Source organism: Microbacterium sp. 01T413_2, from assembly GCF_056398985.1.
Genome location: NZ_JBFTQL010000010.1, coordinates 85931 through 105462 on the forward strand (window position 1 = coordinate 85931; position 19532 = coordinate 105462).

The window sequence follows — 19532 nt, forward strand, 5'->3', positions numbered from 1 at the left end:
ACGCGGCACGGAACCGCTGCGGGACGCGTCGCGCGACCCGGGCGGAGACCCTGACGCTCAACGCTTCCGCAAGGTTATCCAAAGAAGGACCCAAGGCCCTTCAACGGATATATCGCCACGCCTAGCATCGCAGCATCGAAGGTCCTCCACCCGACCGGATCCGCTGCCGTCGCATCGGATCCGCATACCGCCGTCGACGGGCAGAAAGCGAGCGTGCTGCGATGACCGGCCCCTCTGCACCCCCGTCCGGCGGACGCCTGTCCGTCTGGCGCGTGCTGGTGGGCGTGCTCGTCGCCCTCACCGTGGTGGCAGGCATCGTCGTGGTGCCGTGGTTCCTGCTGCGCGACGAGGCGGCCCCCGGAGCGGCGACGGGCCCGCGCTGGTTCGGCGGCTACTACGACGTCACCGCGACGGATCCGCCGGCGGACGTGCTGCCAGGATCCGGATCCGATGCGGTCGTGCTGGCGTTCGTCACCGCGGCGCCCGGCGATGCTTGCCGTCCGACCTGGGGCGGGGTGTACTCGCTCGCCGAGGCGGGCGATGCGCTCGACCTGGACCACCGGATCGCGCAGAAGCAGCAGTCCGGGGCCCCGGTGACCGTGTCGTTCGGCGGCTCCAGGGGCACCGAGCTCGCCGGAGCATGCGCGTCGATCGGCGACCTGATGAACGCCTACGCGGCGGTGCTGGAGCGCTACACGGTCACCACGATCGACCTCGACCTGGAGCGCCCCGCCCTCAGCGACGTGCTCGCCGGCGACCGCCGTGCGGAGGCCGTGGCCCGGCTGCAGGAACGGCAGCGGGCGAAGGGCTCGGAGCTGTCGGTGTGGCTCACGCTGCCGGCCGGGCAGGACGGGCTCGGCACCGACGGACTGCGCTCGATCCGCCAGCTGCTGCAGGCGGGCGTGCAGCTCTCCGGCGTCAACGCGATGACGATGGACGACGGCGCACCGCTCGCAGGCCGGTCGATGGCGGCCGCCGCGATCACGTCGCTCACGGCGGTGCACGACCAGCTCGGCCGGCTCTACGACGACCTGCACCTGGCGCTCCCCGCGGGCGGAGCATGGGCGATCATGGGCGCGACGCCGATGATCGGCCACAACGACGTGCGCGACGAGGTGTTCGCGCTCGACGACGCCGCGACCCTGAACGCCTTCGCCCAGAAGCAACGGCTCGCCCGCGTCTCGATGTGGTCGCTCAACCGGGACCGCGCCTGCGATGCGGACCGCCAGGATCCGGCTGCCGCGTCCGACTCCTGCAGCGGAGTCGCGCAGGGTGACGCGGCGTTCGCGGCGGTGCTGGGCCGCGGTTTCGCGGTCGCCCCCACGCTCCTGGCGACCCCGGGGCCGACCGCATCCCTGTCGGGCAGCGCTGCAGCGCCCTTCACCGGCTCGCCGGCACCACCGCCGGCATCGACTCCCACTCCGACCAGGGACCCGTAATCCGGGACGGAGTGGGCGGCGCCCCGGGGACAGGGCGCCATCCCGCTCCCGGGACCCTGCCCGGGAGCGGGAACCCGAACACCGATGGGGACTCGGTAGCGGGTCGTGGAGTTCGGGGGCCGGTGGGGATCGGCGCCCGGGGCTCCACGGAAGGCGCGGGGTCGGAACCCGCGCCGTACGGAGGCGATCAACGGGATCGCCGACGGGGCGCCGACATCGGGATCGGCGCCTCCGTCATGTTGTCCGCTGATCAGACCTCGGCGGACGCCTCGTCCGCGTGCGCGGTGAGCCGGTAGCCCACCCCGCGGACGGTCTCGATGTAGCGCGGATCCGCGGTGCTGTCGCCGATCTTGCGCCGGAGATTGGCCATGTGCGCCTCGATCGCCCGCTTGTCCGGCTCGCCCACGTACGACGCGGATCCGAACGCCTCCCCGCGCAGCACGAGTGCCAGATCCGCTTTGCTGCGCACCCGGCGCTTCGACTCGAGCAGGGTCGCGAGCAGATCGAACTCGGTGGGGGTCAGATCGACCTCGCGCTGCGCCACGACCACCGTGTGCGTCACCGGATCGAGGCTGATGTCGCGGTGCACGCGCCACTGGCCCGCCGTGCCGGGGAGCGCGATCGCGGGCGTGAGCGAGGGGTTGCGTGCCGGGGCCTGCTGGCCGTCGGCGGGCGTATTCGGCGCGGATCCCGGACGTGCTCCGTGGCCGGGCTGCGGGGCCGCGCCCGTCCCGGCGTGGGCCGTCCCAGCGGGACCCGTCGCGGCCGGGTGCGCGTTGCGCGGGCGACGCAGCAACGCCTCGATGCGGGCGCGGAGCTCACGGGGGCGGAACGGCTTGACGAGGTACTCGTCGGCACCGGAGGTGAGCCCGAGCACGACGTCGGACTCCTCGCCGAGGGCGGACAGCATGATGATGAACGTTGCGCTGACGGCGCGGATCCGCCGGGCCGCCTCGAAGCCGTCGATGCCGGGGAGGTTGATGTCGAGCGTCGTGATGATCGGCTCGTGCTCGGCGACCGCGGCGACGCCCTCCAGCCCGGTGCCGGCGAGCACCGTGTGGAATCCGGCGGAACGGAACACCTCGTCGAGCAGGGAGCGGACGTCCGGATCATCCTCGATGATGACGGCGGTCTTCGTGTCGTCTTCAGTCATGCTCTTCCCTGCACTCGGTCGTCAGCATCATATCGATATGCTCGCGACGCGCGTCCCGGCGGTCGGATCCCTGTCCGGACTCCGTCGGCGGTCCCGGAGCGCTCCGGTCACCGATCCCCGTCTCAGCGGGCTGTCTCGCGAGTGATGGTCACGACGCGGGGTGCGTCGGCGTCGAGCTCTTCCGCGGAGAGGTCATCGACGCCCGCGCCGACCGGGCGCTCCAGCTCGATGTCCCACCAGGCGTCGGAGAGCTCCTCGGCCATGCCGCGACCCCACTCGACCACGACGACGGATCCGGGCACGTCGACGTCGAGATCGTCCAGCTCGGCGGCGGATCCGAGCCGGTACGCGTCCATGTGCACGAGCGGCGCGCGGCCGACCAGGGACGGGTGCGTACGGGCGATCACGAACGTCGGGCTCTGCACCGGACCGCGCACGCCGAGCCCCTCCGCCAGCCCGCGCGTGAACGTGGTCTTGCCCGCCCCGAGCGGACCGGTGAGGATCAGCACGTCGCCCGCGACCAGGTCGGATCCGATCCGGCGGCCGAGCTCCTCCATGGCCTCGGCAGTGCGGATCTCATGCTGGCCCGCGAGCTCGTCCAGGGCGGTCACGACACGCTCCGGCGCGGCACGCGCGGGCCGATCCTCGTCACGATCTCGTAGTCGATCGTGTCCGCCGCGTTCCCCCAGTCCCGAGCGGAGGGCACCCCGAGCGTGGGGTCGCCGAACAGCACCACCTCGTCGCCCACGGCGACCGGATCGTCGCCGACGTCGACCAGGAACTGGTCCATCGCGATGCGGCCGGCGACCGTGTAGCGGCGGCCGCCGATCTGCACCGGACCGCGCCCGGAAGCCTGCCGGGGCACGCCGTCCGCATAGCCCAGCGGGACCAGCGCCAGCGTGGTCTCCGACTCGGTGCGGTGCGTGTAGCCGTACGAGACGCCCGTGCCCGCGGGCACCCGGCGCACGGCGGCGACCGCCCCGCGCAGAGTCATCGCGGGGCGCAGTCCGAGATCGCTCGGGCTGCGGTCGTCGAACGGGCTGACGCCGTACAGGCCGATCCCGATGCGCACCGCGTCGAGCCGGGTCTCAGGCAGGTCGATGGCCGCAGCCGTCGCGGCGAGGTGGCGCACCTCGGGGTGGATCCCGTTCGCCGCGGCCTCGGCGCACGCCTCCTCGAAGGCGGCGAGGGCGGCTCGGTCGTCCTCGGGCGAGGTGTTGGAGACGTGGCTGAACAGTCCGACGATGCGCACACGGCCGATCCGCTCGAGACGCGCGGCTTCGGCGAGCAGGCGAGAGCGGTCGGCGGGCGCGATGCCGTTGCGGCTCAGGCCCGTCTCGAACTTGAGGTGCACCCGGACCGGATCCGATCCACGGCTGGCTTCGGCGGCGGCGAGCAGCTGCTCGAGGCTCGAGATGCCCAGGTCGAGGCCGCTCGCGGCGGCGTCATCGAAGCGGCGGCCGGGGGCGTGCAGCCATGCCAGGATCCTGGCGTTGATGCCCTGGCGGCGCAGCTCGAGCCCCTCCTCGACCGTGGCGACGCCGAGGCTGCCGGCGCCGCCTGCGAGCGCGGCGACCGCGGCGTCAGCCGCACCGTGGCCGTAGGCGTTCGCCTTGACGACACCGATGACCTCGACGCCCGTCAGCCGGCGCAGGTGGCGGGTGTTGTCGCTGATCGCGTCGAGGTCGATCGTGGCCTCGCGGAACGGGGCGGTCATGCCTGGTCCTCCCCCGTCGCACGAGCCTCCGCCACCACGTACGCCGCGGCGAGGCCCGCATCGTGCGTGAGGGAGAGGTGCAGCGTGGTGATGCCGCGCTCCGCGACAGCGGCCTGGGTGCTGCCGCTCAGCACGAAGTAGGGTCGACCCGAGGGCTCCGACGCGATCTCGATCTCGGTCCAGTGCACGCCGTCGGATCCGCCCAGTGCCTTGATCAGCGCCTCCTTCGCCGCGTACCGCGCGGCGAGCGACGGCAACCGCAGCCCCTGCTCCGACGGGGCGAACAGCCGCTGCATCAGACGGGGCGTGCGGGCGACGGTCCGCTCGAACCGCGGGATGTCCACGAGGTCGATGCCGGTGCCGATGATCACCGATTCAGCCTACCTGGCAGGATCCGCGGGGCCGGATCCGTCAGCGGTCCACCTCCGCGCGCGTGGACCGGCCCGGTCCGGGACCGCGGCATGCGCCGTGTGGCGGAGGCGAACTCAGGTTCTCCCTCGGGGCGAGATGGCTGAACGACGCACGGTTGGCTGACCAGATCCGCCCGAGACCTCCGCCTGACGTGATCGCCTCAGCCGAACGTCCTGAGATCGTCTCAGCCAAACGTCCGCGCAGCCCGAGACAATGGATCCTCACATGCGTGGTCTTGGTCGGTTTCCGCACCGATTGCGGGATTCGTCCTCTACCATCGCCGCGGGGACCTCAGGATCGGAGGATGTCGGATCCGGCCGTGCTCCTGAAAACCCGCCTCGTCGCCCGCAGCATCGAGCTGTCAGCGTTCGGCTGCACCCGTAAGAACCTCGCCGCAGCAGCCGCCCGCGGGGCGATCGGCAAGGTGCGCGACGGGGTCTACGCTTCGATCGACGCGCCGGACGCCGTCGTGACCGCGGCGATGCACGGCGGGGCCCTCACCTGCGCGCTCGGGCTGCGGGTGCACGGGATCTGGACGCTGAGCGAGGACGTGCAGCCGCACGTCTGGCTCGGCATCGGCGGCAGGTCCCACGACCATCCCGACTGTGCCCGCATGGCGCACTACCGGCCCGGCCGCATGCGTCTGGGCGTCGCGCCCGTGGAACACGCGCTCGTGCATGCGTTTCACTGCCACGGCGACGAGCTCTTCTTCGCCGCATACGAGTCGGCATGGAACAAGCGGCTCATCGGGGCCGCAGCGCGGGCCCGCATCCGCGCCGTCCTCCCGGCGACCGCGGAGTGGTTGGTAGACCTCGCTCGCCCGGACGCGCAGAGCGGTCTCGAGTCGATCCTACGGCTGAGGCTCCACCTGATCGGGCTCCGCCTGGAATGCCAGGTGCCGATCCCCGAGGTGGGGCGGGTCGACTTCGTGGTCGGCGGACGGATCATCCTCGAAGCCGACGGCGAAGACAACCACGGAGGCCGTGCGCGGCGGCACCGCGACCTGTGGCGTGACGCCGTCGCATCCCGCCTCGGCTACGAGACGCTTCGCTTCGACTACGCGATGATCATCCACCACTGGGACGTCGTCGTCGACGCCATCCTGGCCGCACTCAGTCGTTCCCGGGCCTGACCAGTTCCGGAACGCCCCGTTCTCCGGGTCTGGCCCGGCCCCGGCCATCCGGCTGAGCCCCGCACGCCTGGCTGAGGATCCGGCCCAAGAACTCCCGCCCATCGGGAACCCGTCAGCCGAATGGGCGAGGTCCAGCCCCGCGCCGGATCCTTGCGAGACTTGGCTCACTCCACAGTGACGGACTTGGCCAGGTTTCGGGGCTGGTCCACATCCAGGCCCTTCGCGGTCGCGAGGGCCATGGCGAAGATCTGCAGCGGCACGACCGCCAGGACCGGCTCGAACAGCGCCTCCGCGAGCGGGATCCGGATGACCTCGTCGGCGAACGGCAGCACGGCCGCGTCGCCCTCCTCGGCGATCACGATCACGCGTGCGCCGCGGGCGCGGATCTCCTGGATGTTGGAGACGACCTTGGCGTGCAGCAGGGCGGAGTGCCGCGGCGACGGCACCAGCACGAACACCGGCTGGCCGGGCTCGATCAGGGCGATCGGGCCGTGCTTGAGCTCGCCGGCGGCGAAGCCCTCGGCGTGGATGTAGGAGATCTCCTTGAGCTTGAGCGCACCCTCGAGCGCGATCGGGTAGCCCACGTGGCGACCGAGGAACAGCACGGAGCGGGTGTCGGCCATCCAGCCGGCGAGCTGCGTGACGTGCGCCTGCTCCTCGGTCAGCACCTCGGAGATCTTGGCCGGCAGCGCCTCGAGCTCGGCCACGGCTGCCGCGCCGTCGGCCGCGGAGAGCGTCTCGCGCACCCGGCCCGCGTGCAGGCCGAGCAGCAGCAGCGCCGTGATCTGCGCGACGAAGGCCTTGGTCGATGCGACCGCGACCTCGGGACCGGCGTGCGTGTAGACGACCGCGTCGGACTCGCGCGGGATGGTCGCGCCCTGTGTGTTGCAGATCGAGAGGGTGCGCGCACCGCGCTCGCGGGCGTACTTGACCGCCATGAGCGTGTCCATGGTCTCGCCGGACTGACTGATCGACACGACCAGCGTGTTCGCGCCGATCACCGGGTCCCGGTAGCGGAACTCGTGAGCGAGCTCGACATCGACGGGCACCCGGGCCCACTGCTCCAGCGCATACTTGCCGACCATGGCCGCGTACGACGCGGTGCCGCAGGCCGTGATGATGATGCGGTCGATGCCGCGGAACAGGTCATCGGATCCGTCCAGCTCCGGAATCACGACGGCGCCGTCCCGCACGCGGCCGCGGATCGTGTTGGCGACGGCGTCGGGCTCCTCCGCGACCTCCTTGGCCATGAAGCTCGGCCAGCCGCCCTTCTCGGCGGAGGTGGCGTCCCAGGAGACCTCGAACGGCTCCGGGGTCACCGCGTTGCCCGCGAAGTCCGTGACCGTGACCTCGGACGGCGTGATCGCGACGATCTCGTCCTGGCCGATCGCGAGCGCACGACGGGTGTGCTCGACGAAGGCGGCGACGTCGGATCCGAGGAAGTTCTCCCCGTCGCCGAGGCCGATCACGAGCGGCGAGTTGCGGCGCGCGGCGACGACGAGGCCCGGCTCGTCCTGGTGCACGGCGAGGAGTGTGAAGGCGCCCTCGAGGCGGTTCACGACGGCACGGAACGCCTCCTGGAGATCACCCGTGCGGCGGTACTCGCGGCCGACGAGAGCGGCGGCGACCTCGGTGTCGGTCTCGCTGCGGAACGTCACGCCCTCGGTCTCGAGCTCGGCGCGCAGGGCAGCGAAGTTCTCGATGATGCCGTTGTGGATCAGTGCCAGCTTGTCGTCGTCGGCGAGGTGCGGGTGCGCGTTCGCATCGGTCGGTCCGCCGTGCGTGGCCCACCGGGTGTGCCCGATGCCGGTGCTGCCATCGGCGAGCGCGGCGTCCGCGAGGGAGTCGCGCAGCATCTGCAGCTTGCCGGCCTTCTTGCGCATGCCGAGTGATCCGGCCTCATCGATGACGGCGATGCCGGCCGAGTCGTACCCGCGGTATTCGAGGCGGGCGAGGCCCGCGAGCAGGATGTCCTGGCTGGGGCGCGGCCCCACGTATCCGACGATTCCACACATGCGTTCCAGGGTAGAGGGCTTGTTTTGCGCGGATGCTGAACGAACCCGTCGGCGCGCGGCACTCAGCCGGGCCCTAGGCAGAGGTCAGCCGGGACGCAGCCTCGGGTGTTCGGCTGGACCGATGGCTATCGCAGACGCATCCTCACTCCTCGACCGGATGGGGCCGATCGCATGAGCCGACGCCGTCGAGGTGACATCGCCCGGGACTACCGCACGCCGTGGATCCTTCGAGAGTTCTACGGTGCGCCGGTCTGGGCGATGATCGCGGTCGGCATCGTCATCGCCGGCGTCGGGGCCATCGCCCTCCTGCACCACTAGCTCCGAGGCGACCGCCGGCGCCCGATCAGGCCCGGATCGCGCGGCGCACGAGACGCGGCGAGGGCAGCCCCGCGAGCGCGAACGCCCGGCGAAGCCCGGCGGCGTCCGCGAAGCCGGAGTGCTCCGCGATCTCCGCGATTCCGAGCGGTGCGTAGTCGGCATCGCTCATGAGCTCTCGGGCGAGCTCGACGCGGATCCGGCGCAGCTCCTCGGCGGGAGCGCTGCCCTCGGCCGCGAACAGCCGCTGCAGCTGCCGCACCGACATGTGCATGTCGCGGGCCAGCGCCGCGACATCGAAGTCGCGCTCACCGCGCCGCACCAGCATGAGCGATCGCGCCCGGTCGATCCCTGAGCCCTTGCGTCCCTCGACGGCGACGTGCGGGGCGGCCTCGACCAGCACGCTGAACACCATCTCGACGATCAGGCGCTCGACCAGATAGTCGGTGTAGACAGTCGGATCCGACGGCTGCGTGAGAAGCGAGGTGAGGAACGCCTGCAGGCCGCGCCCCAGCACACTGCTCGCGACGATCGCACTCGGCGCACCCACCCCCGATTGGATCTCGTCGACGGCGTACCAGGGCACCCACGCGCACATCGCGGTGCCGGATCCGGCCGCAGCGAGCTTCATTTCGCGGTGCGGATGCAGGAAGCACAGCGCGCCCGGCGGCACTTCCTTCACCTCGCCATCGCTGTCGAGGATGGTGACCGGCACCGCGGCGATCAGCATCACCGCGACCTCGTCACCGTCCGCCGGCTGCGCGGACCAGGTCCACGACGTCGCGGGTTCCAGGGCGTGCTGGGTCGCCAGCACGCTGCGATACCGGCGGGCGACCAGTGGATGCTCGTTCCGTTCCCCCAGCAGGCGCATGGCGGTGCGAGCGTCGATGACGATCACCATTGACGACCTCCCCAAAGGCCTCACGGGTGCAACTCCCCAGCTGCATCAGCCCGCTTGGGGGTCAGCATACGCGAAGAAACGCGTCATGGTGAGCATCGGTTTCGCGACATCAGCCGCGGTTCCGTCGCCGGACCGCCACCACGCCGCGCGCCCCGATGTCCGCCGGGGGGAGCAGGCCCGCCAAACGTCTCGCCGGGTGCGGGCGAACTACAGCGCCGGTCCGGAGTGCGAGTGCGCGGGCGTACCCTTCACGTCACCGGAGCACGGGGGCAGGGATCCGAGCGGTGCGGTCACCGAACCGCTGCGCGCCTTGCCTGCGTCGTCGTAGGTGAAGGACAGGGTGGCGGTGCCGTTGGCCGAATCGTCGAAGAGCCCCGCATCGACGTACAGGCCGATCTTGGTCTTCGCCGGCACCGTGTAGGTGGACACCAGACGGTTGTTCGCCGAGAACTTCGCAGCCCGCGACTGCCCGTTCACGAGCATGGAGGTCAGCGCGAGCGTGATCGGCGCGGAGGTCGTGTTCTCGAAGAAGAACGTGCCGTGGTAGTACTTCGGGTTGCCCGGGTGCTTGCAGAAGGATCCAGTCTGGTACGACGGGACGATCGGCGTGGTGCCCCCTGTTCCCGGCGTGCCGCCGTCGGTGCCGCCGTTGGTCGACGCGCTCGCGAACGGTGTCGCCACGGCGACCGCGATCACGGGCAGGCTCCACGCCGCTCCTCGGATCACCGTTCGCCGGGTGAGCGTGTGCTCGTGTGCGCCGGTCACGGTCTTTGCTGACATTGCATGCCTCCCCAGACATCGCTCTGCTGTCGTCCGTGCGCGGCGTGTTCCCCAGCCGCATGCACAAGACCTCGACTCTGCCGATATTCCGGATTCGACGACCGAGCCGGGGTCGCAAACGTCACGAACCAGGGCGCGAATGCGACGTTCGCGACCGTGAGGGCATCAACGACGTCGGATCCCGGCCCGACATGTCGTACCGAGCCTCGGCCTCGTCAGAGCAGAGCGTCAGCGCGCAGATGACGCGGGGTGGGCAGGCCCTCCCGCAGGAATGCGCGGCGCATCCCGGCGACGTCGCGGAAGCCCGACTGCGCGGCGACGGCATCCAGACTCTCGACGCGGTCGTCCATCAGCCTGCGGGCATCCTGGACGCGCTGGGCGCGCAGTTCCGCCAGCGGGGTGGTGCCCTCGCGCGCGAACATCCGCTGCAGCTGGCGTCGCGACAGGTGCAGCGCCACCGCGAGCGCGTCTACGTCGAAAGCCGGATCCGTGCGGCGCAACCGGATGATGCCGCGTGCACGGTCGACCCCGCGGGGAACACGCACCGACGGCATCGCATCCGAGAGGACAAGGTCGACCGCGCCGACGATGAGCGTCTCGGCCAGGCCTCCCGCGGTCGCGCTGGCAGGATCCGACAGCAAGCCGAGCAGGAAGGCCCGCAGGCTGCGGGCGACCGCCCCGTCCGACAGCACCGTTCCTGACCCGTCGAACCGGCTCGCAGCCTGCGCGACCGCGTCGTGGCGCACCCACACGGCGGTCACAGTGGTGACCTGCGCCGACGACACGGTCGTCATCTGGTGCGGGTGCAGCAGGCAGGCCGCACCTGCCGGAACCTCCACGACGCGACCCTCCTCGAAGCGCAGCCGCAGCGGAACCTCGGCGAAGCAGATCACGAGCAGCTCATCGCCGCGTGGTTCCTGCGCGTCCCAGAGCCACGGCCGCCCCGGCTCGAGCAGGTGGCGGCTGATCAGCGCGCCGGCGCAGCGGAGCAGCGCGAGCGGTCGCTCCTGTTCGGTCCCCAGTTGCCGCAGGGCAGCACGAGCGTCGATGACAATCCCCATGTAGACATCCCCATGTCCAGCCCCGCGAGCGCGACTCCCCATCGCTACGACTCACCGGAGCCAAGGGCCACGTTACCCGCTTCTTCCGCATGCGGACGCCCAGCCACGGACGCGGTGCAGATGGATCTCGCGGCGAGAAGCATGCGCCGCGTCGGTCCACACGGTCGCGCGGTGCTCAGCGACCGGGCGGGCGCTCTCCGTGCAGGCTCTCGTAGATGTCGTCCACGAACTCGGCGATCGTCTTCGCGCCGGTCACCGGCCCGCCCGCGAGCATTCCGTCGGCGCCGAGCAGGACGGCGCTCGGGGTGAACCAGTGGTCCGCGAGCGATGGGCCGACGTACCGGTTGGGGTCGTGCAAGGTCTGCGGCTCCTCGGTCGAGGCGAGGCTGCTGTTCTCCGGCGCGGTCTGCAGCAGGAAGCGCACCGACACCTCGGGCAGCAGCGCGCGGTAGGTGTCGATGCTCTCGATCACCGGCGTGCAGGATCCGCAGGTTTCCGAGACGGCCAGCAGCAGCACGGGCTGACGTTCGGAGAGGATGCGCAAGGTGGTCGTCTGGCCGTCGGCGAGTTGCACGGGCACAGCGGGGGTGCGCGAACGCAGGTAGTCATCGAGGTCGTCATCGGTTCGATCGATGGCCGGAATGCCCGCGGATCCGTCGTCGCCGACGTCTGCGGATCCGTTCTCCTGTACGAGTACGAATGTCACGGCTACGGCGGCGAGGGCGAGCGTCCACGGCCACAGCGCGACGGCGAGTGTCGCGACCCCGCCCCACAGCGGAAGCGCACCGATCGTGACGGCGGAGAGCACAGCCAGCAGCACCAGCCAGGCGTTGCGCAGCAACGTGCGGCCGGTGATCGGGCGACGCTCACCGAAACACGCGCAAGACGCGTCGGGCGTCTGCCGCCTCGCCCGCCAGACCATGGCGAGATAGGCCGCGAACAGCAGCACGGCGACGATCGCCGCCGCGATGCCGAGCGCCCCGCCGAACAGTAGTAGCGCAGCAGCGAGCACGAGCTCGGCGATCGGGTGCAGGCGGATCAGCCAGTCCTGGCGCAGAGCCGCGGGCATCCCCAGCGCCTCCCAGCCGGCGGCATCGTCGGGCGTGCGGAACTTGGCGATCGCGCTCACGATGAGCACTCCGACGAGGATGAGCGTCGACGCCAAGGCCGTCGCCGGGAGCAGGAAGGCGAAGAGAGCGGTCCCCATGCTGTCAGTATCCCAGTCGCGGCGAGCGTCGAGGTGCGTTCAGAGTTTTCGCAGCAGCACCGACTCCACGGCGTGCGAGGCGCCCTTGTTCAGTACGAGGGTGGCGCGGTGCTTGGTGGGCATCACGTTCTCGATGAGGTTGGGCAGGTTGATCTCGTTCCAGTACCCCATCGCCGTGGTGACGGCCTCCTCGTCGGTGAGGTGCGCGAACACGTTGAAGTACGACGACGGGTTCGTGAACGCCCCCTGCCTCAGGGCGAGGAACCGGTCGACGTACCACTGGGCGATGTGGTCGAGCTCGGCGTCGACGTAGATCGAGAAGTCGAACAGGTCGCTCACGGCGACGTCGTTCGGGGCGGGCGGCGGCTGCAGCACGTTCAGGCCCTCGACGATCACGACGTCGGGTCGGCGCACCACGACGTGCGCGTCGGGCACGATGTCGTAGCGGATGTGCGAATAGAACGGTGCCCGCACCTCGGCGGCGCCGCTCTTCACCTTCGTGAGGAACTCGATCAGCGCGCGCCGGTCGTAGGACTCGGGGAAGCCCTTGCGGTCCATGATGCCGCGGCGCTCGAGCTCCGCGTTCGGGTACAGGAAGCCGTCGGTGGTGACCAGTTCGACCCGAGGCGTGCCCGGCCAGCGGCTCATGAGCTCACGCAGCAGACGGGCGATCGTCGACTTGCCGACTGCCACGGATCCGGCCACGCCGACGACGAAGGGCGTGGTGTCGTCATCCTCGTGGAGGAATTGGTTCGTCGCCTCGCCGAGACGCTTGGTCGAGGTGGCGTACAGGCTCAGCAGACGGCTGAGCGGCAGGTAGACCTCCTTGACCTCGGTCGGGTCGAGCCGGTCGCCGATGCCGCGGATCTCCACGACCTCCGTCTCGCTGAGCGGCTGGTCGAGGTCGGCGGCGAGGCGCGCCCAGTCCGCACGGTCGATGCGGCGGTACGGCGACAGCGACGGCAACGTCTGCGGTGCGAGGGGATCGGAGCTCACGCGCTCCATCGTATCGGCGCGGCGGCACGAAGTTCAGGGAGCCCGTCGCCAATGACGACGCTGCGCCGATGATCAGATCGCGACCATCGCGGATCACTTGGCGACTCTGCAGCAACGAGATCATTCCCTCGCCACCAGTCTGAGGCTAGCAACACCCGACCGGAGGCGCTATCCCCGCGCCGAGTTCGGTCGTGCTCCCTGGGGAGGGGCTCTCTTCCCGGGAGGCAGAGTCCCCGCATCTAGACACCGGAGTAACGCATGGAAGACACCACCTCCCCCACCCGCAGCGTCAGCCGTCGCACCCTCGTGAAGGGTGCTGCCTGGTCGGTGCCCGTGATCGCCGTCGCCGCTGCCACTCCCTTCGCTGCCGCCTCGACCGCCACCAACGTCGGCAACTTCGCCCTCAACGGCACCTGTGGCGTCCTCGGCGTCCTCGGCCCCGGCTTCACCCTCACGGCCGGTTCGGCCCCGCTGCCCGTGGGCACGATCATCAACATCACCGGCACGGGAATCGCCAACATCGGCGTCTTCTCGGTCACCGGCGGCACCGCGACCGTCAACGTCCTGTCGCCGACCTCGCGTCAGATCACCCTGACCGCCCCGCTCGCGGCCGGTGCCACGATCGATTTCCGCACGACGCTGTCGATCTCCGTCGCGTTCCAGCTTTCCGCCGCCACGACGCTGCCCTCCGGTTTCGTCGCCGGCGCCGGCGCCAAGCAGAGCGGTGGCGTCAACGCCACCCTCGTGCTCTGCAGCGCCAGCTGATCACATCAGCCACGTCGGCTCCGGCCGGCGAAGGGGGCCGGGTCTCTCACCCGGCCCCCTTCGCATTGCGGCGGCGGGCCTCGACGGTCGTCGATTCACACGCACCGGGTATCCTTCGTCCGTGCGTCTCGGAGTGCTCGACATCGGATCCAACACCGTCCATCTGCTCGCGGCCGACGTGCATCCCGGCGGCCGCCCGCTCGCGACCACGAGCGATCGCACGGTGCTGCGGCTCATGCGGTTCCTCACACCGTCCGGCGCGATCAGCGAGGAGGGCGTGCGGGCGCTCGAGTCCGCCGTCACCCAGGCGCGAGCAGTGGCCGAGCAGCAGCGGGTCGACGCGCTGCTCGCGACGGCGACGAGCGCCGTCCGCGAAGCGGCGAACGGCGCCGAAGTGATCGCCCGGGTCGAGGCCGCACTCGGGCAGCCGCTGCAGGTGCTCGACGGCGAGACCGAGGCGCGGCTGACGTTCCTCGCCGTACGTCGCTGGTTCGGCTGGGCGGCGGGGCAGATCCTGCTGTTCGACATCGGCGGCGGATCCTTCGAGATGGCAGCGGGATCAGAAGAACTCCCCGACATCGCCGCCTCGGTGCCGCTCGGCGCAGGGCGCTCCACGCTGATGTTCCTGCCCGATGACCCGCCCGGCGAAGACGCGGTCGAACGACTGCGCGAGCATGCGGCAGACGTGTTCGCGCCGGTCACCACCCGATTCGCGACGCTCCCCCGCCCGGATCACGTGGTCGGCTCATCCAAGGCGATCCGATCGCTCGCCCGCCTCGTCGGCTATCAGGCGCCCGGCTGGTCGGGATCCGAGCGGATGCTGCTGCCGCGTCAGGCGCTCGGATCCTGGATCCCGCGTCTCGCGCGCCTGCCCGCGTCCGCGCGGCAGGAGCTTCCGGGTATTACCCCGGACCGCACGTTCCAGATCGTGGCGGCCGCGGTCGTGCTGCATACCGCGATGACCGTGATGCGGGTAGACGAGCTCGAGGTCTCCCCGTGGGCGCTGCGCGAGGGCGTGCTGCTGCGCTACATCGAGGACCGCGCCCGCGACGGCGACGCCTGAGAAGCAGCATCCCCAGCGGAGCGGCATCCCCTACCCTGGTGTCATGGACGACGCGAGGGATCTGGGGACACCGCGCGGCGAATCGCCGATGCCGCTCTCCCGAAGAGAACTGCGACAGCGCCGCGAGGCTGCCGCGATCGCCGGGGCGTCCGGCGCACGCGTCGATCAGGCCGCGGACGCCGCCGACCAGCCCCAGGCACCGCACATCGCAGATTCCGCCGCGGCGGCGGCCTCGGCCCACCACGCGACGCCGGAGGAGCCCACGACCCCTCCGGGCGGCGTCTCGTTCGGATCTCTCGCCGGCATGTTCGCTGCGGCCGCGGAGGAGTCGTCGCCGCAGCCCACCGTGTTGACGGTCTGCACGGGGAACATCTGCCGCTCGCCGCTTGCCGAGTCGCTGCTGCGCACCCGGCTCGCAGCCTTCGATCTGCGCGTGCACAGCGCCGGCACGCATGCGCTGGTCGGTCATGCGATGACTGAGCCTGCCCAGAGGCTGGCGCTCGATCGCGGGGTCGACGCCGCCGTCATCGCCGCGCATCATGCGCGGCTGCTCACCGAACCACTGCTCGACGACGCCGACCTGGTGCTGACGATGACCTCGGAGCAGCGCGACTACGCGGTGCAGATGCTGCCGCGGCGTCTGCACCGGGTCTTCCCCGTGCGCGAGTTCGCCCGTCTTGCCGTGGGCGTCACCGACGCGCAGGTGCGCACGATCGCCGACCGTGCGGGATCGGATCCGCGGCGACGACTGGTCGCGGTCGTCGAGACGATCGCCGACCGCCGAGGCGGATCCGCACCGAAGGACGAGGACGTGATCGACCCCTACCGGCGCTCGCTCGAGGTGTACGAGGAGTCGGCGGCACAACTGACCCCCGCCCTCGCCGAGGTGGAGCGCGTCATCAGGGCAGCTGTCGACTAGGAGTTCGCGCCCGCCTCAGACACCCGCCATACTGGTCTGCAGGGGGCGGTACCATGTCGGCACTTTCACGTTCGAAAGGGCACTACTCGCTCGTGTCATCCCCTCCCCGCCTGCTCGAGTCCCATCTGGGTCTCACGTCGCACCACGCCGGATTGATCAGCACGCGCACCTTCCGCTCGATCTACGTCACCGTGCATCGACCGCAGCGCCTGGAGTGGACGTGGTCGGCTGTCGAACCCGCGGATCCGCACGCCGTCGTGCTGTTCCCGAGCGGCGAGGGACCCGACGGATCCCCGCTGCCGATCGGACGCTTCGTCCCTCCGCAGGCCGACGTGACCATCGAGTGGAGCAGATCGAACGAAGTCGTCGCGGTATGGGTTCCCGTCGAGACGCTGCGGGACTTCGTCCACGGTGGCCCGCTGCGACCGCTCGTGCTGCAGCCGACGCCGATGGTCCTGGCGTTCCGGGCGTTCACCCTGGCGATCGCGCGCAACGCGGAGGACACCACGTCGATCTCGCGATACGCGATCGAGCGGCTGCTCGCCGAGATGGTGTTCGGCACCCTTCTGGAGCTCTACTCCGCGGATCTGCCCGAGCGAGGGCAGCCTCCGCTCGTGGACAGGGCGCGTTCGGCGATGCTGCTGCACCGGGAGGATCCGCAGTTCACGATTGCAGAGCTCGCGACCGAACTGCATGTGTCCCTGCGGCACCTGCAGCGGGCCTTCGCCAAGGTCGGGACCACCCCGGGCGACGCCCTGCGCCGGCTGCGCGTGGAGTTCGCGGAGTCGCTGTTGCGCAATACCGACTACACCGTGCTCACGATCGAGGAGATCGCCGCGCACTCGGGCTTCTCGAGTGCCCTGCAGCTGCGTCGCGCACTGCGCGCCGAGGGCATGCCGTCGCCGACCATGATCCGCCCGCACCGCTGACGTCCGGTTCCAGAACCCGTTCCGGTCCCTGAGCTTGTCGAAGGGTCCGCGCGGTCAGGCCTTGCGGCTGAGCACTCCGGACTCGATCAGCTGGTCGATGGCGGAGAGGACCAGCTCCCGCGGATCCCCCTTCGCCGGGCGGCCGAACTCGGCGATGACGTCGTCGACGACCCCGTCGAGGCCGCGACCCGCGCGCAGCGAGTCCCAGATGGTCGGGGCGATGCCGTCGAGCACGTGCACCCATCGCTGGGCGAGCACCACCACACGGTCGCCGCAGCGGATGGCGTCGGACACGGCGGACAGGTCGAACTCGGGGTTCCCCCCGCCGGCGACGGCCGGCTCCCACTGCTCGTGCGCCCGGGTGTGATCGAGCAGCTGCGGCACGATCGGCGGCACAGTGGACGCGTCGGGATAGGTCAGCCGCACGACACCGCCGATGCGATCGCACAGCTCCGCGACCGTCTGCAGCGGGCGCGGCAGTTCGGCGAGGTAGCTCATCTGCGGAGCCAGTTCGGCGATCGCCTCAGGGAACGCCACCTGCTCGATGCTCGGCGACGGGTGCTCGGCATCGCGCGTGATCAGCACGAGCGCGGTGAGGGCGAGGGGCGCGTCCGGGAGCGGCTTGAGGCCTGCGACATCCGGGGAGACCTGCGCCTTGGGCCGCCCTTCCCGCACCACCGACAGCGGCTTGCGGTAGGGCTCGACGGACAGGTCTGTGCGAAGCGCGATCGTCTCGTCCGACACGTAGCCATGCTGGGCGCCCAACGCACGGCTGAGCGTTGTCTTGCCGCGGCCGGAAGGCCCGACGAAGGCCGCGACGCGACCGGCCGGATCCGCGACGCCGCAGGCATGGAACAGGAGCATCTCGCCGCTGCGCCGCCCCAGAGCCGCAAGGGTCACCTGCACGGTCAGCGACTCTGCGAGCTGGTCGGGATCGAGCGCGCCCGACACGGGCACGGTGTCATCGGGGTCGATCGTCGCATCGAACGGCAGCCACGCACCCTGCCAGGAGGCGCGGATCGCATCGACCGTCGCGTCGTCCAGCTCGTTCGCGAAGGTCAGCCGGATGCGGGCGCCGAGGGCGCTGACGTCGAGCGGGGTGCGCGCGGCGTTCTCCTGCGCACTCGCTGCGGACGCGGTCACGCCGCCTCCGCGTCCCCCCGACGGCGGGGCTTGTCACCGCGCACGGCGCCGGTCGGCAGCTCCTGCTCGTCACTGCGGTAGTAGTCGCCCTGGTACTGGTAGCCGTAGTAGGCAGCGCCGCTGCCGCGGCGGGGCACGCGGTTCAACACGAGGCCGAGCGTGCGGGCGCCGGCGCGCTCGAGGTTGCCGATCGCCTTGCCGAGCACTTCGTAGGTGGTCTTGCCGACGGTGCCGACGATGACGGCGCCGTCGGCGCTGTGCGCGAGCACGGCGGCGTCGGTGACCGGGATGAGCGGGGGCGCGTCGATGATGACGATGGCCTCGCGGGCGATCGACTTCAGCAGTTCGCGCATGCGGGCGGATCCGAGCACCTCGCTCGGGTTCGGCGGCACCTTGCCCGCCGTGACGACGAGCAGCTGGCCATTGCCGAAGCGCTGCGCGACCTCCGCGATCGTGGCGCGGCCGGCGAGCACGTCGGAGATGCCGGCACTCTTGGGCAGGCCGAAGACGGTGTCGATCATGGGGCGACGCAGGTCGCCGTCGATGAGCACGACCGGCTGTCCGCTGGAGGCCAGAGTGACGGCGAGGTTGGAGGAGATCGTCGACTTGCCGTCACCGGGCAGCGGGCTCGTCACGACGATGATGCGCGGCGGGTTGTCTACGTCCATGTACTGCAGGTTGGTGCGAAGCTCGCGCATGGCCTCGCCGATGCCGAACAGGTGCGCGTTGTCGCTCCCGCTGCTCGTGCCGCCGTCGAACGGCAGCAGGCGGTTGTCGGCCGTGAAGGTCTTCTCCTCGGGGATGGTGCCGACGACGGGCTTCCCGGTCTCGCGCTCGACCTGCTCGACCGAGCGGATCCGGCGATCGAGGGTGTAGCGCAGCAGACCGTATCCGACAGCGAGCGCGAGGCCGATCAGTCCACCGAGAGCAAGCGCGAGCTTGGTGTTCGGCGACGACGGCGCATCCGGCAGCCGAGCGGAATCGATCGGGCTGAGGAAGACCGCGCCCTTCTTGGAGGGGTCGGAGGTCTCGAGCCGGTTGACCTCCGCGCCCATCGAGCGCACCCAGGCCTCGGCCACGTCACGCGCCTTCTCGGGGGTCGCCGCGTTCGCGCTGACCTTCAGCGTCGTCGTGTCGACGGTGTTGGTGACGGTGACCTGCTTCACGAGCTGGTCGGCGCTCGTGTCGAGGCTCAGATCCTTGATCACGCCATCCGCCACCGCGCGCGAGGCCCCGAGCGCGACGTAGGTCTTCACGCGGCCAGAGGTGAGCGAATTGCCGAGCATGGCGGAGCTGAGGCTGCTGTCCCCGGTGTCGCCGGCGGTGTTCGCCTGCACGATCGCGGAGGCGTCGGCCGTGTAGACCTTCGGCTGCAGCAGGGTCCACCCGAAGGCGACGGCGACGCCGAGGAGCGTGATGAGGACCATCCCGAGCCAGTGTGCCCGGAAGACCCGAAGATACTCACGCAGATCCATACGGACTGTTCCCCCTCGCTCCGCTCACCCTGCGAGGGCGATAAGTCAACGGCCTCTCGATGCTACCGGAAGCGCATTCCCAGGCGCGACATGGCGGAAGGCCGCCCCCCC

General features: G+C 70.7%; 19 protein-coding genes. 7 read left to right on the forward strand and 12 right to left on the reverse strand.

The window, feature by feature from the left end:
* Nucleotides 1-221 precede the first annotated feature (221 nt).
* Entirely contained in the window at nt 222-1439 is a 1218-nt protein-coding gene (locus tag AC1DMN_RS07925; RefSeq protein ID WP_477229602.1) for a chitinase, read from the forward strand.
* A 250-nt stretch (nt 1440-1689) separates the two neighbouring features.
* On the opposite strand, the gene AC1DMN_RS07930 is transcribed toward AC1DMN_RS07925, so the two are convergent.
* From AC1DMN_RS07930 to AC1DMN_RS07945, 4 genes are all read right to left on the reverse strand, one after another.
* Entirely contained in the window at nt 1690-2592 is a 903-nt protein-coding gene (locus tag AC1DMN_RS07930; RefSeq protein WP_477229603.1) for a response regulator transcription factor, read from the reverse strand.
* A 122-nt stretch (nt 2593-2714) separates the two neighbouring features.
* Nucleotides 2715-3203 (reverse strand): tRNA (adenosine(37)-N6)-threonylcarbamoyltransferase complex ATPase subunit type 1 TsaE, encoded by a 489-nt coding sequence (gene tsaE, locus AC1DMN_RS07935; RefSeq protein ID WP_477384057.1) that lies wholly within the window; start codon nt 3201-3203, stop codon nt 2715-2717.
* The gene (gene alr / locus AC1DMN_RS07940) at nt 3200-4309 is read right to left on the reverse strand and encodes an alanine racemase (RefSeq protein ID WP_477384059.1); all 1110 of its coding nucleotides are present in this window, start codon (nt 4307-4309) and stop codon (nt 3200-3202) included. The genes tsaE and alr overlap by 4 nt, the downstream gene beginning before the upstream one ends.
* Nucleotides 4306-4680: a holo-ACP synthase gene (locus AC1DMN_RS07945; RefSeq protein ID WP_477229606.1), complete on the reverse strand. Its 375-nt coding sequence runs from the start codon at nt 4678-4680 to the stop codon at nt 4306-4308. The genes alr and AC1DMN_RS07945 overlap by 4 nt, the downstream gene beginning before the upstream one ends.
* A 344-nt stretch (nt 4681-5024) precedes the next feature.
* Here AC1DMN_RS07945 and AC1DMN_RS07950 point away from each other — a divergent pair, with 344 nt between their 5' ends.
* Nucleotides 5025-5852 carry an endonuclease domain-containing protein gene (locus tag AC1DMN_RS07950; protein WP_477229607.1) on the forward strand — a complete coding sequence of 276 codons (828 nt, stop codon included), beginning with the start codon at nt 5025-5027 and terminating at the stop codon, nt 5850-5852.
* A gap of 164 nt (nt 5853-6016) precedes the next feature.
* Here AC1DMN_RS07950 and glmS read toward each other — a convergent pair whose 3' ends face one another.
* Complete coding sequence (gene glmS / locus AC1DMN_RS07955; protein WP_440733946.1) at nt 6017-7867, reverse strand: glutamine--fructose-6-phosphate transaminase (isomerizing); 1851 nt, start codon at nt 7865-7867, stop codon at nt 6017-6019.
* Nucleotides 7868-8038: 171 nt separating this feature from the next.
* Between glmS and AC1DMN_RS07960 the strand changes: the two genes are divergently transcribed.
* On the forward strand, nt 8039-8185 hold the full coding sequence (locus AC1DMN_RS07960; RefSeq protein WP_440733947.1) for a hypothetical protein: 147 nt from the start codon (nt 8039-8041) through the stop codon (nt 8183-8185).
* Between the two features lie 25 nt (nt 8186-8210).
* On the opposite strand, the gene AC1DMN_RS07965 is transcribed toward AC1DMN_RS07960, so the two are convergent.
* From AC1DMN_RS07965 to coaA, 5 genes are all read right to left on the reverse strand, one after another.
* The gene (locus AC1DMN_RS07965; protein ID WP_477229608.1) at nt 8211-9083 is read right to left on the reverse strand and encodes a helix-turn-helix domain-containing protein; all 873 of its coding nucleotides are present in this window, start codon (nt 9081-9083) and stop codon (nt 8211-8213) included.
* 207 nt (nt 9084-9290) lie between these two features.
* A complete protein-coding gene (locus AC1DMN_RS07970; protein ID WP_477229609.1) occupies nt 9291-9863 on the reverse strand; it encodes a hypothetical protein in 573 nt (190 codons plus the stop codon).
* Nucleotides 9864-10078: 215 nt separating this feature from the next.
* Nucleotides 10079-10924, reverse strand: coding sequence for a helix-turn-helix domain-containing protein (locus AC1DMN_RS07975; protein ID WP_477229610.1), 846 nt, complete (start codon nt 10922-10924; stop codon nt 10079-10081).
* Nucleotides 10925-11099: 175 nt separating this feature from the next.
* On the reverse strand, nt 11100-12131 hold the full coding sequence (locus AC1DMN_RS07980; RefSeq protein WP_477229611.1) for a MauE/DoxX family redox-associated membrane protein: 1032 nt from the start codon (nt 12129-12131) through the stop codon (nt 11100-11102).
* 39 nt (nt 12132-12170) lie between these two features.
* Nucleotides 12171-13136, reverse strand: a complete 966-nt coding sequence (coaA, locus tag AC1DMN_RS07985) for a type I pantothenate kinase (protein ID WP_477229612.1) — start codon at nt 13134-13136, stop codon at nt 12171-12173.
* A gap of 249 nt (nt 13137-13385) precedes the next feature.
* On the opposite strand from coaA, the gene AC1DMN_RS07990 reads away from it, so the two are divergent.
* The 4 genes from AC1DMN_RS07990 to AC1DMN_RS08005 all read left to right on the forward strand — a co-directional run bounded on the left by AC1DMN_RS07990 (nt 13386) and on the right by AC1DMN_RS08005 (nt 16803).
* Entirely contained in the window at nt 13386-13892 is a 507-nt protein-coding gene (locus AC1DMN_RS07990; RefSeq protein WP_477229613.1) for a hypothetical protein, read from the forward strand.
* 121 nt (nt 13893-14013) lie between these two features.
* Nucleotides 14014-14955 (forward strand): Ppx/GppA phosphatase family protein, encoded by a 942-nt coding sequence (locus AC1DMN_RS07995; protein WP_440733955.1) that lies wholly within the window; start codon nt 14014-14016, stop codon nt 14953-14955.
* A 43-nt stretch (nt 14956-14998) separates the two neighbouring features.
* Nucleotides 14999-15874, forward strand: coding sequence for an arsenate reductase/protein-tyrosine-phosphatase family protein (locus AC1DMN_RS08000; RefSeq protein WP_477229614.1), 876 nt, complete (start codon nt 14999-15001; stop codon nt 15872-15874).
* 92 nt (nt 15875-15966) lie between these two features.
* Nucleotides 15967-16803: a helix-turn-helix domain-containing protein gene (locus AC1DMN_RS08005; RefSeq protein ID WP_477229615.1), complete on the forward strand. Its 837-nt coding sequence runs from the start codon at nt 15967-15969 to the stop codon at nt 16801-16803.
* A 54-nt stretch (nt 16804-16857) separates the two neighbouring features.
* Here AC1DMN_RS08005 and AC1DMN_RS08010 read toward each other — a convergent pair whose 3' ends face one another.
* Nucleotides 16858-17946: a hypothetical protein gene (locus AC1DMN_RS08010; protein ID WP_477229616.1), complete on the reverse strand. Its 1089-nt coding sequence runs from the start codon at nt 17944-17946 to the stop codon at nt 16858-16860.
* Nucleotides 17943-19421 carry a tyrosine-protein kinase domain-containing protein gene (locus AC1DMN_RS08015; protein WP_477229617.1) on the reverse strand — a complete coding sequence of 493 codons (1479 nt, stop codon included), beginning with the start codon at nt 19419-19421 and terminating at the stop codon, nt 17943-17945. Before AC1DMN_RS08015 ends, AC1DMN_RS08010 begins: the two co-directional genes overlap by 4 nt.
* Nucleotides 19422-19532 lie beyond the last annotated feature (111 nt).